Origin of the sequence: Pseudomonas gozinkensis, from assembly GCF_014863585.1 — a bacterium.
GTDB classification, from domain to species: Bacteria; Pseudomonadota; Gammaproteobacteria; order Pseudomonadales; family Pseudomonadaceae; genus Aquipseudomonas; species Aquipseudomonas gozinkensis.
This window is the reverse complement of record NZ_CP062253.1, coordinates 2,132,346-2,149,440: the sequence shown is the minus strand read 5'-3', so window position 1 is coordinate 2,149,440 and position 17,095 is coordinate 2,132,346. Positions and strand designations below refer to the sequence as shown.

2 protein-coding genes (1 of these 2 running past the window's edge) are annotated in these 17,095 nt (G+C 64.5%); both read right to left on the bottom strand.

Features of this window, described 5'->3' with window-relative positions:
• On the bottom strand, positions 1 to 4,685 hold the beginning of the coding sequence (locus tag IHQ43_RS09640) for a non-ribosomal peptide synthase/polyketide synthase (RefSeq protein ID WP_192564157.1). The gene continues 8,842 nt to the left of window position 1, outside the view; only the first 4,685 of its 13,527 coding nucleotides appear in the window; its start codon is at positions 4,683 to 4,685; its stop codon lies beyond the left edge, outside the window.
• Positions 4,685 to 17,095: a non-ribosomal peptide synthetase gene (locus IHQ43_RS09635; protein ID WP_192564156.1), complete on the bottom strand. Its 12,411-nt coding sequence runs from the start codon at positions 17,093 to 17,095 to the stop codon at positions 4,685 to 4,687. Before IHQ43_RS09635 ends, IHQ43_RS09640 begins: the two co-directional genes overlap by 1 nt.

Sequence of the window (17,095 nt, the reverse complement as noted above, 5' to 3'; positions counted from 1 at the left end):
GGGTTCCATTGCAGCAGCGTGGCCTGACGTTCAGCCGCCTCGTGCAACGGCAGCTCGGCGATGCGCTGGGCACAATCGGCGACGATGCCGCGCAGCAGATTCGTCCAGTGCTGTGCCAGACGTTCCATGGTCACCGCGTCGAACAGGTCGGTGGCGTAAGTCAGTTCGGCCCAGACGTTGTCCGCCGATTCGAAAGTGTCGAGGGTCAGGTCGAACTGCGCGGTGTGCGAGACCCAGCTCAGGCCTTCGATCTCGATCTTCGGCAGACGCGTCGCGCCTTCGGCCTGACGGGCCTGGCTCTGGTGGTTGTGCAGCACCTGGAACAGCGGACTGTGGCTCAGGCTGCGCTCCGGTTGCAGCGCATCGACCAGTTGCTCGAACGGCAGGTCCTGATGGGCCTGGGCACCGAGCACGGTGTTCTTCACTTGCTGCAACAGGTTGCGGAAAGACTGCTGACTGTCGAACTCTGCCTTCAGCACCTGCGTGTTGACGAAGAAACCGATCAGGCCTTCGGTCTCGACCCGATTGCGGTTGGCCACCGGCACGCCGACGCGAATATCGGCCTGACCGCTGTAGCGATGCAGCAGGGTCTGGAACGACGCCAGCAGCAGCGCGAACAGAGTGACGTTTTCCCGTTGTGCGACCTGCTTGAGGCCGGCGGCCAATTCCGCGCTGAGCGGAATGTCCTGACGCGCGCCCCGGTAGCTTTGCTCCGGCGGACGCGGACGGTCGGTCGGCAGTTCCAGCAACGGCTGGTCGCCGTCGCCCAGTTGTGCGGTCCAGTAGCTCAGTTGGCGCTCGCGTTCACCGGCATCCATCCACTGGCGCTGCCACACGGCGTAGTCGGCGTACTGCACCGGCAATGCCGGCAACTGCACAGTCTTGCCTTCGCTGTGCGCGGCATACAACGCCACCAGCTCGTTGACCATGATGCCCATCGACCAGCCGTCGGAGACGATGTGGTGCAAGGTGATGATCAGCGCGTGGTCATCGGCGGCCAGACGCAGCAGCTTGACCCGCAGCAACGGGCCTTTCTGCAAGTCGAACAGGTGCAGGGTTTCGGCAGCGACCAGGGCTTGCAGCGCGGAGTCATCCAGCTGGCTGTCGATGCTTTCGACGGCGATGTCCAGCGATGCGTGAGCCTGGATCACTTGCAGGGTCTGGCCCTGCTCCTCGACAAAGCAGGTGCGCAGGGATTCGTGGCGGGCGATCAGCGCATCGAAGCTATGCTGCAACGCCGGCAGGTCCAGTTCGCCGCGCAGGCGCAGTGCGGCCGGCACGTGGTAAGCGGTGCTGGTCGGCTCCAGTTGCCAGAGGAACCATTGACGCTCCTGAGCGTAGGACAGCGTCAGCGGTTGCAGACGCGGCAACGCCAAAATTGGCGGCTCCTGCTGCGCCTGCTCGACGCCGAGAGCGGCGACGAAATCCACCAGCGTGCTGTGTTCGAACAAAGTGCGCAGCGGCACTTGCACGTTGAGCGCCTGGCGCACCCGCGAAACGACCTGGGTCACCAGCAGCGAATGGCCGCCGAGTTCAAAGAAGTTGTCGCCCAGCCCCACCTGCTCCAGCTTCAACACCGCTTGCCAGATGTCGGCGACGGTGTGCTGGGTGGCGGTCTGCGGCGCGATGTAGGTCGATTGCAACTGGCTGGCGTCGGGCACCGGCAAGGCCTTGCGGTCGACTTTGCCGTTGGGGGTCAGCGGCAGTTGCGCGAGGAACAGCAAATGCGCCGGCACCATGTACTCCGGCAGCTCAGCCTTGAGGCTGGCCTTCAGTGCAGCGCGCAATGCGGCTTCACCGTCAGCGTCCAGCGCCTCGCCGGACGCCGGCACCACGTAGCCCACCAGTTGCGGGCCGGTCGGGCCGTCCTGAGCGACGACCACGGTTTCGCGCACGCTGTCGAGCGCCAACAGGCGCGCCTCGATTTCGCCCAGCTCGATACGGAAACCACGGATTTTCACCTGATGGTCGATCCGCCCGATGTATTCGATCACGCCTTCGGCGCGGTAACGGGTCAAGTCGCCGGTCCGATACAGACGCTCGCCGGTGGTCGAGAACGGATCCGGCACAAAGCGTTCGGCGGTCAGCGCAGGCCGCTGGAAATAACCCCGTGCCAGGCCATCGCCGCCGATCAGCAGCTCGCCCGGCGCGCCGAGCGGATTGAGTTCCAGATCACTGCCGAGAATGTACAGCGCGGTGTTGTCGATCGGTTTGCCGAGGAACGGACGGCTGTTGTCCACGCTCAGCGGATGCAGCGCCGACCAGATCGTGGTTTCGGTCGGGCCATAGAGGTTCCAGACCTTCGGCGAGCGCGCCAGCATGCGTTGCGCCAATTCCTGGGGCAGCGCTTCACCGCCACACAGGAAAGTGCGGCCGTCGAGAATCGAGGCGTGTTCGTTGTCCAGCAGCATGCGCCAGGTCGAAGGCGTGGCTTGCAGCATGGTCACGCCGTGGCGGGCGATCAGTTCGAGCACCGCTTGCGGATCCTGATGCACGTCTTTGCCGGTCAGCACCACGGCGGCGCCGGCCAGCAGCGGGCCGTAGATTTCCAGGCCGAAAATATCGAACGAGAAGGTGGTCAGCGACAGCATGCGATCCGCCGCAGCGATGCCCGGTTGCTCGACCATGCTCGCGACAAAGTTGCTCAGGGCGGCGTGGCGGACCATCACGCCTTTAGGCTTGCCGGTCGAGCCCGAGGTGTAAATCGTGTAGGCCAGGTGCTCGCCGTTCACGGCCACGTCAGGCGCGGTGGTCGGGTACGCCGCCAACCAGTCCTGCGGTTGATCCAGCAGCACTGTGGCGAGGCCGGCCGGGATCGGCAGCAGCGTCTGCAAGTGCGACTGAGTCAGCAGCAATTCGATACCGCTGTCCTCGATCATGTAGGCCAGACGATCTTCCGGATACGCCGGGTCCAGCGGCACGTAGGCGCCGCCAGCCTTGAGGATCGCCAGCAGGCCGACGATCATTTCCACGCTGCGCTCGACCGCGATGCCGACCAGTCGATCCGGGCCGACGCCCAGCTCGATCAGCTTGTGCGCGAGCTGGTTGGCACGCGCATTCAATTCACCATAAGTCAGTTGGTCTTCGCCGATGATCAGCGCGGTGGCGTCAGGCGTTTGCTCGGCTTGCAGGGCAATGCGTTGCTGCACGCACGGCGCTGGTGCGGCGTGATCGACCACGCGTTTCCAGTCCTGCAACAGCACTTGATGTTCGGTGGTTTCCAGCAGCGGCAGTTCGCCGACACGCTGATTCGGCGCGGCGACGATGCCTTGCAGCAGATTCAGCCAGTGGCGCGCCAGACGCTCGATGGTTTGCGGTTTGAACAGGTCGGTGGCGTAGGTCAGTTCCGCCGCCACGCCTTCGCTGGATTCGTACGTGCCGAGGGTCAGGTCGAACTGCGCGGTGCGGCCCTCCCAGACGATGTCCTCGACACTCAGTTGCGGCAGTTGCACCTGGCTCTGACGCTGGGTCTGGTCGTTCACCGCCTGGTGGTTGTACATCACCTGGAACACCGGGCTGTGGCTCAGGCTGCGTTCCGGTTGCAGGGCTTCGATGAGTTGCTCGAACGGCAGATCCTGATGGGCCTGGGCCGCCATCGCCGATTGCTTGACCTGTGCCAGCAATTGATTGAACGGCAGTTGTCCATGGACGTCCGCGCTCAGCACCTGGGTGTTGACGAAGAAGCCGATCAAGCCTTCGGTTTCAACCCGGTTGCGGTTGGCGGTCGGCACGCCGACGCGGATCTGCGACTGGCCGCTGTAGCGGTGCAGCAAGGCCTGGAACGACGCCAGCAGCACCATGAACAGACTGGCGCCTTCGCGCTGGGCCAGTTGCTTGAGGGCATCGCCCAATGCGGTCGGCAGGTTCAGATCAAGGCGCGCACCACGGAAGCTTTGCACCGCCGGGCGCGGATGATCGATCGGCAATTCCAGCACCGGCTGTTCGCCGCCGAGGGTGTCGATCCAGTATTTCAGCTGCCGCTCACGCTCGCCGGCCTCCAGCCAGTGACGCTGCCAGATCGCGTAGTCGGCGTATTGCACTTCCAGCGGCGGCAGGCTCAGGGACTGGCCGCCGGTGTCGGCGGCGTAATGCTTGATCAGCTCGCCGACCAGCACTTGCATCGACCAGCCATCGGAGATGATGTGGTGCTGGATCAGCGCCAGCACGTGATCGTCTTCGCCGACCTTGAGCAACGACACCCGCAGCAAGGGGCCCTGTTGCAGATTGAACGGACGCGCGGTTTCCTGTTCGACGAACGCCTTAATTGCAGCGTCGGCGTCCTGACCGGCCGCCAGCGTCTCGACCGTGATGCTCAGCGGCATCTGCGCGTGAACCTTCTGGCAGAAGGTTTCACCCTGCTCGACGAACGTGGTGCGCAGGCTTTCGTGGCGGGCGACCACGGCGTTGAAACTGCGCTCCAGCGCCGCGACATCCAGCCGACCCTTCAACCGCAGGGCGCTGGGAATGTGGTACGCGGTGCTGTGCGGGTCCATCTGCCACAGGAACAACTGGCGTTCCTGGGCGTAGGACAGCGGGATCGCCTCGAAGCTTGAGCGAGTTTCCGGAATCGGCAGGTTGGCCGGCGAGACGCCCTCTTCGAGCATCTTTTCCAGGTAGAGCTTACGTTTGTCCAGCGGCAGAGTGATAAAGCGCTTGGCAATCCTCAAAGCAACACTCGTGTCCATCAGAACTCCTCCATATCGTCAAGCAGGGCTTCCAGCTTGTTCAGTTTCTGTTCGTTGATTGCCCCGCCTCCTGTATTGAGGTGAGCGACAAAGTCGCTCAGGACGGGGTGCTGGAATAACAGTTGCGGCGTCAGCGTCAGGCCCAGTTCGAGGGCGATGCGCGACACGACATTGACCGCCAGCAGCGAGTGCCCGCCGAGTTCGAAGAAGTGATCGTTCAGACCGATGCGTTCCACGGTGAGCACTTGCTGCCAGATTGCCGCGACCTGTTGCTCAAGCTCCGACTGCGGCGCGACATACGCGGCCTGCATCTGGCTGGCATCCACCAACGGCAGCGCCTTGCGGTCGAGCTTGCCGTTGGGGGTCAGGGGCAACTGCTCAAGGAACAGCAGGTGCGCGGGAATCATGTAGTCAGGTAACGAAGACTTGAGGCCAGTCTTTAGTCCGTCGCGCAGTTGGCGCTGCGCTTCACCGTCGTACACGTCCAACTGTGGAGCGACCACATAGGCCACCAATTGCGCGCCACCCTCGGCCTCGACGGCCAGCACGGCCGCCTCGCTGATGCCCGGTTGCGCCAGCAGGCGCGCTTCGATTTCGCCGAGTTCGATACGGAAACCACGGATTTTTACCTGATGGTCGATCCGGCCCATGTACTCCAGCTCACCGTCTTCGCGCTGACGGATCAGGTCGCCGGTGCGGTAGAGGCGCTCGCCGTTGCGGGCGAACGGGTTGGGCACGAACTTCTCGGCGGTCATCGCCGCCTTGCCCAGATAACAGCGCGTGACACCGGCACCGGACAGGTACAGCTCGGCCGACACGCCGTGCGGCACCGCTTGCAGATCGGCATCGAGCAAGTGGCTGGCGGAGTGATCGAGCGCGCGGCCGATCCGTGCCTGACCACCGGCTGCGCGGCGGGTCCAGGTCGAATACGTGGTGTCTTCCGACGGGCCGTACAGGTCGTAGACATGCTCGACCGTCGACTGCTGATAAAGCGCGTCCACCAGCCCTTGCTTGAGCGGTTCGCCCGCCAGGTTGATGATCCGCACACCCGGCGGAATCTGCCCGGCGCGCTGCAACGCGTTGATCGCCGACGGCACGGTGTTGATCAGGCGCACCTGATCCCGGGCCGGCAGTTGCGGCAGCTCCAGTGCATTGCGGGCGATGATCAGCGAGCCGCCGTTGGCCAGGGTCACAAACAGCTCCCACACCGACAGGTCGAAGCACACCGAGGTCGAGGCCAGCACGCCTTGAATGTCTTCGCGGCGGTAGACCTTGGCCGACCAGTCGATCAGCGCCATGACGTTGCGATGGGCAATCGCCACGCCTTTCGGCTTGCCGGTGGAACCGGAGGTGTAGATCACGTAGGCGAGGTTGTCCGGGGTCACGGCGGTTTGCGGTGCCTGAACCGAATAGGCATCCAGCGCGATCTGATCCAGCAACAACACTTGAGTCTCGGACGGCACGGTCAACGTGGCCGCCAGTTCCTGCTCAGTCAGCAACACTCGCGCGCGGCTGTCTTCGAGCATGTAGGCCACGCGGTCGGCCGGGTAGTCCGGGTCCAGCGGCACGTAGGCGCCGCCAGCCTTGAGCACCGCCAGCAGTGCAATCAGCAACTGCTCGGAACGCGGCAACGCCACGCCCACCCGCACTTCCGGGCCGACGCCGAGTTCGATCAACTTGTGCGCCAGACGGTTGGCCCGGGCGTCCAGTTCGGCGTAGGTCAGTTGCGTGTCGGCGAAGGTCACGGCCCGTGCATCCGGGGTCGCGGCGACCTGACGGGCGATGCTCTGGTGAATGCACAGCTCGGTGACGAAATCGGTGGACACCGGCGCCGTTTCGATCAGACGCAATTGGCTGAGCGAGCGCTCGCCCGCCTCGGTCATCTGCTCCAGCAAACGCTGCAAGTGCGCGCCCAGTTGCGCCACGCCGACGTCGGCAAAACGGTCGCGCTGATAGCTGAAGTGCACCGACAGTTCGACGCCCAGATGCACCAGCAGGGTCAACGGGTAGTTGGTCTGCTCGTGGTTCTCCACCGGACCGAATCGCAGGCCCTGCGGCGCGCCTTGCTCCAGCGCTTCGGCAATCGGGTAGTTCTCAAACACCATCAGGCTGTCGAACAACGCATCACCGCCCTGCCCGGCCCAGCGCTGGATCTGCGCCAGCGGCGTGTGCTCGAACTCGCGCAGCGCCAGGTTCTGCGCCTGCACGCCTTGCAGCCAGCTGGCCAGGCTCTGCTGCGCTTGTGGCGCGGCGATCACCGGCAAGGTGTTGATGAACAGACCGACCTGCTGCTCGGCCCCCGGCAGATCCGCCGGGCGCCCGGCGACCGTGGCACCGAACGCCACGCAATCCTTGCCGGTGTAGCGCTGCAACAGCAGCAGCCACGCGGCTTGCACCAGGGTGTTGACGGTGACTTTCGAAGCCCGGGCAAACTCGCCCAGACGCTGAGTCAGACCGGCGTCCAGCACCTGGAAATGATCGCCGTAACCGACGCTCGGCAGACCGGCACTCGGCCGCACGATGGCATCGGCCAGACGCGTCGGCTCTTGCAGGTTGCCCAGCGCCGCCAGCCAGTAGGCTTCGGCGGTCGCAGCGTCCTGACGCTGCAGCCAGGCGATGTAATCGCGGTAGCGCCCGCTCGGACGCGGCACCGCTTCGCCGCTGTAATGCTGCAACACTTCGCCGAGCAACTGCGCGCTGCTCCAGCCGTCCATCAGGATGTGATGGTTGGTGTAGATCAGGTGATGACGGCTCGCAGCGATGCGCACCAGCACCAGACGCAACAACGGTGCGCGGGTCAGGTCGAGGCCTTGGGCACGTTCTTCATCGGCAAGATTTTTCAGCGCGGCATCCAGGTCGCTCTGACCATTCCAGTCGAGTACCCGGAACGGCACTTCGAGCTGGCGCTGCACCACTTGCACCGGCTGCTCCAGATCGCCCTGCCAGACAAAACCGGTGCGCAGGATGTCATGGGCATCCACCGCCGCTTGCCACGCGGCGCGGAACCGCTGCGGGTCGACGCCATCGACGTCCAGACGCATCTGGTTGATGTAGTCGCCGTTGCCGTGTTCGAGCAGGGTGTGGAACAGCATGCCCTGCTGCATCGGCGACAGCGGGTAGATGTCGTCGATGGTCTGTGGCTGCGGCGCCAGCACGTCGAGCTGGGCCTGGGTCAGGCTCGCCAGCGGGAAGTCCGACGGGGTCACGCCACGGTTGGCGCTGTCGCAGCAATGGGCGATCAGCGCGGTCAGTTCCTGCAGGTAATCGTCGGCCAGACGCTGGATGGTCGCCGGCTCGAACATCTCACGGCTGAAGGTCCAGCTCAGGTCCAGCTCGCCGTTGAACACCTTGCCGTCGAGGGCCAGGGGACTGCCCAGCGGGCCTTGCATATTCACTTCTTCGCCGCCGGATTCGCTGGTCGGCACGAACAGCGCTTCGTCGCCGGCATCGAAACTGCCGTCGAACTGACCCAGATAGTTGAAGGTCAGGCGCGGCGTCGGCAGCGCTTGCAGGCTGGCCCGGGCGTGGTCGTCACCCAGATGCGCCAGCGCACCAAAACCGATGCCTTTGTTCGGGATCGCCCGCAGCTGTTCCTTGATCTGTTTCAGCGAGGCGCCGAGGTCGGCGGTCGGGGTCAGCTTTGCCGGGAACAGGCTGGTAAACCAGCCCACGGTGCGGGTCAGGTCGACGTGATCGAACAGGTCTTCACGACCGTGCCCTTCCAGTTGCACCAGCACATTGTCGTCACCGGTCCAGCGCACCATCACCCGCGCCAGCGCGGTCAACAGCAGATCGTTGACCTGGGTGCGATAGGCCGCCGGGGCCTCTTGCAGCAGTTGACGGGTCAGGGTCTTGTCCAGCGGCGTGCGGATCGCCAGCGCCTGGCAATGTTGCTGGCCGCCCTGCGGGTTGTCGCACGGCAACGCGTTCGATGCGCCTTGCAGTTGTTGCTGCCAGAAGCCCAGTTCGGCTTGCAGCGGCGCACTGCCGGCGTAGTCCTGCAACGCTTCGGTCCAGGCTTTCACAGCGCTGGTCTTGGCCGGCAGCTGCACGGCCGCCCCCGACTGGATCTGCCGGTAAGCGCTTTGCAGGTCTTCGAACAGAATCCGCCACGACACACCATCCACCACTAGGTGATGGACCACCAGCAACAGACGCTGGCCGCCATCGGCCAGGTTCGCCAGCACCGCGCGGATCAGCGAACCGCCGCTCAGTTGCAGGCTGCGCTGGGCCTGATTACCGAGCACTTCGAGGGCCGCCAGATCGGCGACCTCGACTTGCCACAGCACGGTTTCGCCGGCTTGGGTTTCAACATCGCGGTACTGCGCCGTCCAGCCCTGTCCTTGCTCGGCAAAGTCCAGGCGCAGGCTGTCGTGATGCACGACCAGCGCATCCAGTGCCTGCTCCAGAACGGAAGCATCCAACGGCTGAGCGGTCTTGAGCATCACCGACTGGTTCCAGTGATGACGGTCGGGAATCGGCTGGGCGAAGAACCACTGATGAATCGGCAGCAACGCGGTTTCACCGGTCACCGGTCGCTGATCGATCTGCTGCACCGGCTCGCCGGTCTGCACCACATTGGCCAGCGCCTGAATGGTCTGGTGCTGGAACAGGTCTTTCGGGGTGAAGCGCAACCCGGCCTGACGGGCGCGGCTGACCACCTGGATCGAGATGATCGAATCGCCGCCCAGCTCGAAGAAGTTGTCGGTCAGGCCGACGCGCTCCAGCTTCAGCACGTCCTGCCAGATCGTTGCCAGTTGCTGTTCCAGTGCGCTTTGCGGCGCCACGTAGGTTTGCTGCAACTGACTGACGTCAGGCTTGGGCAGGTTCTTGCGATCGAGTTTGCCATTCGGCGTCAGCGGCATGCGCTCAAGGGTCAGCACGTAGGCCGGGACCATGTGCGCCGGCAAGGTGGCCTTGAGTTGCGCCCGCAGTTGCTCGGCGAAATCCGCCTGTTGCGAGTCACCGACCACGTACGCCACCAGCCGTTTGCTGCCGGCGCTTTCCTGGGCCACGACCACCGCTTCGCGCACGCCGTCGAGGGCTTGCAGACTGGCTTCGATCTCGCCCAGTTCGATGCGGAAACCACGGATCTTCACCTGGTTGTCGATGCGTTCCAGGTAATCGAAGGTGCCGTCGGCGCGCTGGCGCACCAGGTCGCCGGTGCGGTACAGCACGCCACCGGTTGTGCTGAACGGATCCGCGACAAAGCGCTCGGCGGTCATCGCCGGACGATTCAGGTAACCACGGGCCACACCGCTGCCACCCAGGTACAGCTCGCCGGCCATGCCTTGGGGCAACAGGTTCAGATCGGCATCGAGCACGTAGGCGCTGCGGTCGCCGATGCGGCTGCCGATCGGTGCATAGGCAGCGCCGCACGGCACATCGCGACCGGCCTTCCAGATCAGCGGCGTGACCACGGTTTCGGTCGGGCCGTAGCCGTTGATGATGTATTCCGGGTTGAGCGCACGCTTGACCCGTTCGAAACTCGCATTCGGCACCGCATCACCGCCGAAGCAGTAGATCCGCACCTGTGGCGGATTGCCCACGCGTTCGGCGTGTTCGGCCAGTTGTTGCAGGTACACCGGCGGGAACGCGACCACGGTCACGCCGTGCTCGATCATCGCGTTGTAGGTCTGCTCCGGCGTCCACAGGCTGTCGTCGCGGATCAGCAGCGAGCCGCCGTGGGTCAGGCTGGTCAGCCAGCGTTCATGGGCGCCGTCGAAGGCGAACGACATGAAGTGGAATTCGCAATCGCTGTCGCGCATTTCATAGCGCTCACCGATGGCCAGGCAATGCATCCCCAGCGGCCCGTGGGTGACGCTGACGCCTTTCGGATTGCCGGTGGAACCGGAGGTGTAGATCACGTAGGCCAGGTTGTCCGGATCGATCGCCACCACCGGCGCCTGCGCCGAATGGCCGCTTACGTCGAGGCGATCCAGTTCCAGCACACTCATGGCGTCGTCGATCGGCAGTTGCGCCGACACGCGGGAATCAGTCAGCAGCAGCGCCAGCCCGGAATCCTGCATCAGGTACGCCAGCCGCTCGCGCGGATAGCTGGTGTCGAGCGGCACATAGGCGCCGCCGGCCTTGAGCACCGCCAGCAAGGCAACGATCAGCCCTTCGCCGCGCGGCATCGCCACGCCGACCCGCACTTCGGCGCGCACGCCACGGGCTACCAGTTCATGGGCCAGACGGTTGGCCCGGGCATCCAGTTCGCCGTAGCTGTAATGCTTGCCATCGAAAATCACCGCTGTGCGATCCGGTTGCTGCGCCGCCAAGCGGGCGTAGCGCTGGTGCACGGCGATATCGGTCGGATACGCCTGCGGATGGTTTTGCGCCTGTTGCCACGCGTGTTCGTCAGCCGTGGCCAGGGCGATTTCACCGAGACGACGTTCGGCGGATTCGGCGAACTGCTCCAGCAGGTGCAGCAACTGTGCGCTCAGGCGCTCGACGGTGGCGACGCTGAAATGCGCCTGGTCGAAACTCATGTGCAGCGCCAGGGTTTCGCCCAGCGTCACGCCGAGGGTCAGCGGATAGTGGGTCTGATCCTGGTTGGCGACTTCGCCGAACACCACGCCCTGGGCGGTGCCGTGTTGCAGCGCTTCGGAAATCGGGAAGTTCTCGAACACCAGCAGCGTGTCGAACAGCGACTCGCCGCCCTGCCCGGCCCAGCGCTGAATGCTCGCCAGCGGCGTGTGTTCGAACTCGCGCAGCGACAGGTTCTGCGCCTGCACCGCCGCCAGCCATGCGGCCACGGTCTGGTCCGGACGACTGCCGGCAATCACCGGCAAGGTGTTGATGAACAGACCGACCTGCTGCTCGATGCCCACCAGTTCCGCCGGACGCCCGGCCACCGTGGTGCCGAACGCCACACAGGCGCTGCCGGTGTAGCGCTGCAACAGCAACAGCCACGCGGCTTGCACCAAGGTGTTGACGGTGACTTTCTGCTCACGGGCAAACGCGTTCAAGCGACGGGTGCGCGACGCATCGAGCTCGTAATGTTTGAGCAGATGACCGACTTCAATGCGCACCTCGCCACCGCCGGCAGCGGCTTGCGCCAGCACCGTCGGCTCGTGGAAATCCGCCAGTTGTTGCAGCCAGAACGCTTCGCTGACCGCCGCGTCCTGACGTTGCAGCCACTGGATGTAATCCGAATAACGGCTGACCGGACGCGGTGGTTGCTGGCCTGCATAACGTTGCAGCACTTCGCCGAGCATCTGCGCGCTGCTCCAGCCGTCCATCAGGATGTGGTGGTTGGTGAAGATCAGGTGATGACGGTTATCGCTGACGCGGATCAGGGTCACGCGCAGCAGCCCGGCCCGGGTCAGGTCGAACCCTTCGGCCAGATCGGCAGCGGTGAAGTCCTTGAGTGCCTGAGCAATGTCGCTGCGCTCGCGCCAGTCGAGCAGCGTGTACGGCAGCGCCAGTTGGCGATGGATGATTTGCAGTTGTTCCTGCAATTCGCCCTGCCAGATGAAGCCGCTGCGCAGGATGTCGTGGGCGTCCATGGTCGCTTGCCACGCCGCGCGGAAACGCTCGGGATCGAGGCCGTCGACATCGACGCACAACTGGTTGATGTAAGTGCCGGTGCCCTGCTCGTACAAGGTGTGGAACAGCATGCCCTGCTGCATCGGCGACAGCGGATAGATGTCTTCGATGCCGGCGGCCGGCACCGGGATTGCGTCCAGTTGCGCCTGATCGATATGCGCCAGCGGGAAGTCCGACGGCGTCACGCCCATCGAGCTCGCGTCGCAGCAATGGCTGATCAAAGCCTGGAGTTCACGCTCGTAGTCTTCAGCCAGATGGGCGATGGTCGCCTCGTTGAATTGCTCGCGGCTGAAGGCCCAGCGCAGGTCGAGTTCGCCGTCGTAGACCTGACCTTCAACGCCCAGCCAGTTGTCCAGCGGCGCGTCGAGGCTTTGCTCCAGCCCGGCGTTTTCACCGGCCGGGCTGAACAGCGCACCGTCCTCGGCATCGAAGCTGCCGTCGAACTGGCCGAGGTAGTTGAAGGTGATGCGCGGCATCGCCAGCGCCTTGAGGCTGGCCTGGGTGGACGCGTCGCCGAGATGGCGCAGCACGCCGAAACCGATGCCCTTGTTCGGAATGGCGCGCAGTTGTTCCTTGATCTGCTTGATCGCCGCCGCGACGGAGTACGCCGAGGTCAGGCGCACCGGGAACAGGCTGGTGAACCAGCCGACAGTGCGGGTCAGGTCAAGGTCGTCGAACAGGTCTTCGCGGCCGTGGCCTTCCAGTTGGATCAGGGTGTCGGCGTGGCCGGTCCAGCGGTTGATGACCCGCGCCAGCGCGGTCAGCAGCAGATCGTTGACCTGCGTGCGATACGCCGCTGGCGCCTGTTGCAGCAATTGCTGAGTGAAAGACTTGTCGAGGCGGCTGTGCAGCACCAGTGCATGACGGCTTTGCAGACTGCCCTGCGGGTTGTCGCAGGGCAGATCCAGTGCCGCGCCGTCGAGTTGTTGCTTCCAGAATTCCAGTTCAGCTTGCAGCGCTTCGGTCGCCGCATAAGCTTGCAGATGCTCGCCCCAGGCCTTGTAGGCGCTGGTTTTTGCCGGCAGCTTGATGGCGGTTTTTTGCGCAGCTTGTTGATAAGCCAGTTGCAGGTCTTCCAGCAGAATCCGCCACGAAACACCGTCCACCACCAGGTGATGCACCGCCAGCAACAGACGCTGACTGCCATCGGCGACGGTCGCCAGCACCGCGCGCAGCAGCGGGCCGTTTTGCAGGCTCAGGCTTTGTTGGGCCTTGGTGTACAGCGCTTGCAGTTCGCTGTCGGCCAGCTTGTCGGCGGTCCACAACAGTTCCGGATCGTGCGCACCCGGCGCGACTTCGGCACGCCAGCCTTCGGTGCTTTCGACGAAGCGCGAACGCAGGCCGTCGTGGTGCGCGAGCAACGCGTTCAGCGCTTGCAGCAGTGCCTCGGCGTTCAGGGGTTGATGACTGCGCAGCAGCACCGCCTGGTTCCAGTGGTGACGCTGGGGAATCGGGTCTTCGAAGAACACTTGCTGGATCGGCAGTAACGACAGCTCGCCGGTCACCGGCCCCTGATCGATGCTCACGCCACCGCTGCCCTGCTGCGCCACGCTGGCCAGACCTTGCACGGTCTGGTGCTGGAACAGGTCGCGGGGGCTGAAATGAATCCCGGCCTGACGCGAGCGGCTGACCACCTGAATCGAGATGATCGAGTCGCCGCCCAGTTCGAAGAAGTTGTCGGTGAGGCCGACCTGCTCGAGCTTGAGCACGTCCTGCCAGATGCCGGCGATTTTCTGTTCCAGCTCGCTGCGCGGCGCGACGAACGCCTGTTGCATCTGGCTGGCGTCCGGCGCCGGCAAGGCCTTGCGGTCCAGTTTGCCGTTCGGGCTCAGGGGCAGTTCGGCGAGGAACAACAGCTGCGTCGGCACCATGTAGTCAGGCAGGCTGTCCTTGAGCTGCGCCTTGATCGCTTCCCGCGCCGCGCCTTGTTCGTCGGCGGACGCCGCGACCACGGACGCATCCTTCGGCACCACATAAGCCACCAGTTGCAGACTGCTGCCACCCTGCACCGCCAGCACCACAGCTTCGCTGACGTCGCTCAGTTCCAGCAGGCGCGCTTCGACTTCGCCCAGCTCGATACGGAACCCACGGATCTTCACTTGATGGTCAACCCGGCCGACGTATTCGATCTGGCCGAGGGCGTTGTAACGCGCCAGGTCGCCGGTGCGATACAGGCGCGCCCCGCTGCTGGAAAACGGGTCGGGAATGAAGCGTTCGGCGGTCAGATCGGCACGCTGGAAGTAACCGCGTGCGAGTAGCTCGCCACCGATCAGCAGTTCACCGACCACGCCGACCGGGGTCGGCTGGCCATCGGCATCCAGCAGATACGTGTGACGGCCCGGCAGCGGTTGACCGATCGGCAGGGTCAGCGGCAACGGCTGACGACCGGACACGTAATCGCTGCAATCGAGGGTGGTCGCGGTGACGGTGGCTTCGGTCGGGCCGTAGGTGTTGAGCAATTTGACCTGTTCCAGCCCGGCCTGACGCCAGGCCTGCACCCCTTCCGGCGGCATCGCTTCACCGCCACTGTGCACCTGACGCAGCGCCGCGTAGTCACGCGGGCCGGCGGCGGCGAACTCCTTGGCGATCATGTTCCAGTAAGCGGTGGTCAGGTCCATGACCGTAATGCCGTGTTCCACAATGTTCCGGTACAGGGTTTCGCTGTCCCACACTTCGTTGCCGCGCAGCACTACCGAGGCGCCGCAGGTCAGCGGGCCGAACAGTTGCTCGCCGAAGGCATCGAAGTTGAAGGTCGCGAATTGCAACGCGCAATCGGCGGCGCTCAGGTCGTAGTAATGCTGCGAGGCGAACGCGTGTTTGCTCAGGGCACCGTGGCTGATGCCGACGCCTTTCGGGCGACCGGTGGAGCCGGAGGTGAACATCACGTAGGCCAGGTTGTCGGCCCACACCGAGCGTTGCGGGTTGCTTTCATCGGTGTGTGCCCAGACTTCGGCCTGATCCAGGCACAGGCTCTGTACGTTCTGCGGCACCGGCAAACGGTCGAGCAAATGGCTTTGGGTCAGCAGCAAGCGGGTGCCGCTGTCTTCGATCATGCACAGCAGGCGATCACGCGGGTATTGCGGATCCAGCGGCACATAAGCGCCACCAGCCTTGAGCACGGCGAGAATGGCGACGATCAGTTCCAGTCCGCGATCCACCGCCACGCCCACCAGCACGTCCGGGCCGACACCTTGCGCCAGCAACGTGCGCGCCAGGCGATTGGCCCGGGCGTTGAGCTGGGCGTAAGTCAGTCGCTGGCCGTCGAAAATCAGCGCGACGGCATCCGGTGTCAGCTCGGCCTGGGCTTCGAACAATTGATGCACCGGGCGCTCGCTCGGCCATTGGGTATCGTGGCGGCCCCAGTCCTGAGTCAGTTGTTCCAGCTCGGTCGTTTCGAGCAACGCGATGTCACCGACGCGCTGCTGCGGATCGCTGACGATGCTGCGCAGCAAGTTCGTCCAGTGTCGCGCCATGCGTTCGATGGTTTCGGGCTCGAACAGATCCGTGGCATAGGTGAACGCCGCGTGCAGTTGCCCGCCCTTTTCGTAGGTGTCCAGGCTCAGGTCGAACTGGGTGCTGCGGCTTTCCCACTCGATGACGCCCAGCTCCAGACCGCTGCCGACCTTGAGCGTGGTGACGTCGGCGACTTCCGGCTGGTGGTTGTACATCACCTGGAACAGCGGGTTGTAGCTGAGGCTGCGCTCCAGTTTCAGCGCCTCGACCAGACGCTCGAACGGCAAGTCCTGATGGGCCTGGGCGCCGAGGGCGGTTTCCTTGAGGTCACGCAGCAGATCGGCGATCGAGGTCTGCCCGTCCACTTGCACCCGCAGCACTTGAGTGTTGACGAAGAAGCCGATCAGCCCTTCGATTTCCCGGCGGTTGCGGTTGGCAATCGGCACGCCGACGCGCAGGTCGGTCTGCCCGGTGTAACGGTGCAGCAGAATATTGAACGTGCCGAGCAACAGCATGAACAACGTCACCCCGTGCTGACGGGCGATGCCACGCAATTGCTCGACCAGTGCGGCGTCCACCACGCTTTCCAGACGCTGGCCCTGATTGCTCGGCAGCACTGGGCGCGGATGATCCACCGGCAATTCCAGCACCGGGTGTTCGTCGCCCATCTGCGCCAGCCAGTAGTCGAGTTGACGCTGTTGTTCACCCGCTTCCAGCCAGCGGCGCTGCCACAGGGCGTAGTCGCTGTATTGCACCGCCAGCGGCGGCAGTTCGGCAGCGCGGCCCTGATCGTGGGCGTCATAGAAGCGGCAGAACTCGTCGATCAACACGTTCATCGACCAGCCATCGGAGACGATGTGGTGCAGGGTCAGCAGCAGCACGTGCTCCTGCTCGGCCAGTTGCAACAGGCGCACCCGCAGCAGCGGGCCGTTGGCCAGGTCGAACGGCAGCAGTGATTGCTCCTGCGCAGCGGCGGCAACACGGGTTTCACGTTCGGTGGCGGGCAAATCGCTGAGGTCGATGCGCTGGATGTCCAGCGGTTGTTGCAGCGGCACTTGCAGCAGGCTGTCGTCAGGCTGCTGCTGGAACACCGTGCGCAGGGTTTCGTGACGTTCGATCAGGCTGGCGAAGGCTTGCTCCAGCGCTGCCTGGTTCAGGCGACCGGTCAGGCGCACCGCCGCCGGCAGGTTGTAGGCGCCGCTTTGCGGGTCCAGATGCCAGAGGAACCACATGCGTTGCTGGGCATAAGACAGCGCCTGTCGGTCCTCGGCCTCGACGCCTGCGGGAATCGGGAACCGGGAAAAATCCACCCCTTCTTTCGCCAGGGCAGCCAGGAACATCTGGCGCTTTTCCAGGGGCAACCCGATAAACCGGCGAGCGAGTTTCAAGGAGTCTTCTGCATTCAT

Bases quoted from the DNA above. Each gene is read 5' to 3' on its own strand.
- IHQ43_RS09635 (WP_192564156.1), bottom strand. From the start codon at position 17,095: ATGAATGCAGAAGACTCCTTGAAACTCGCTCGCCGGTTTATCGGGTTG.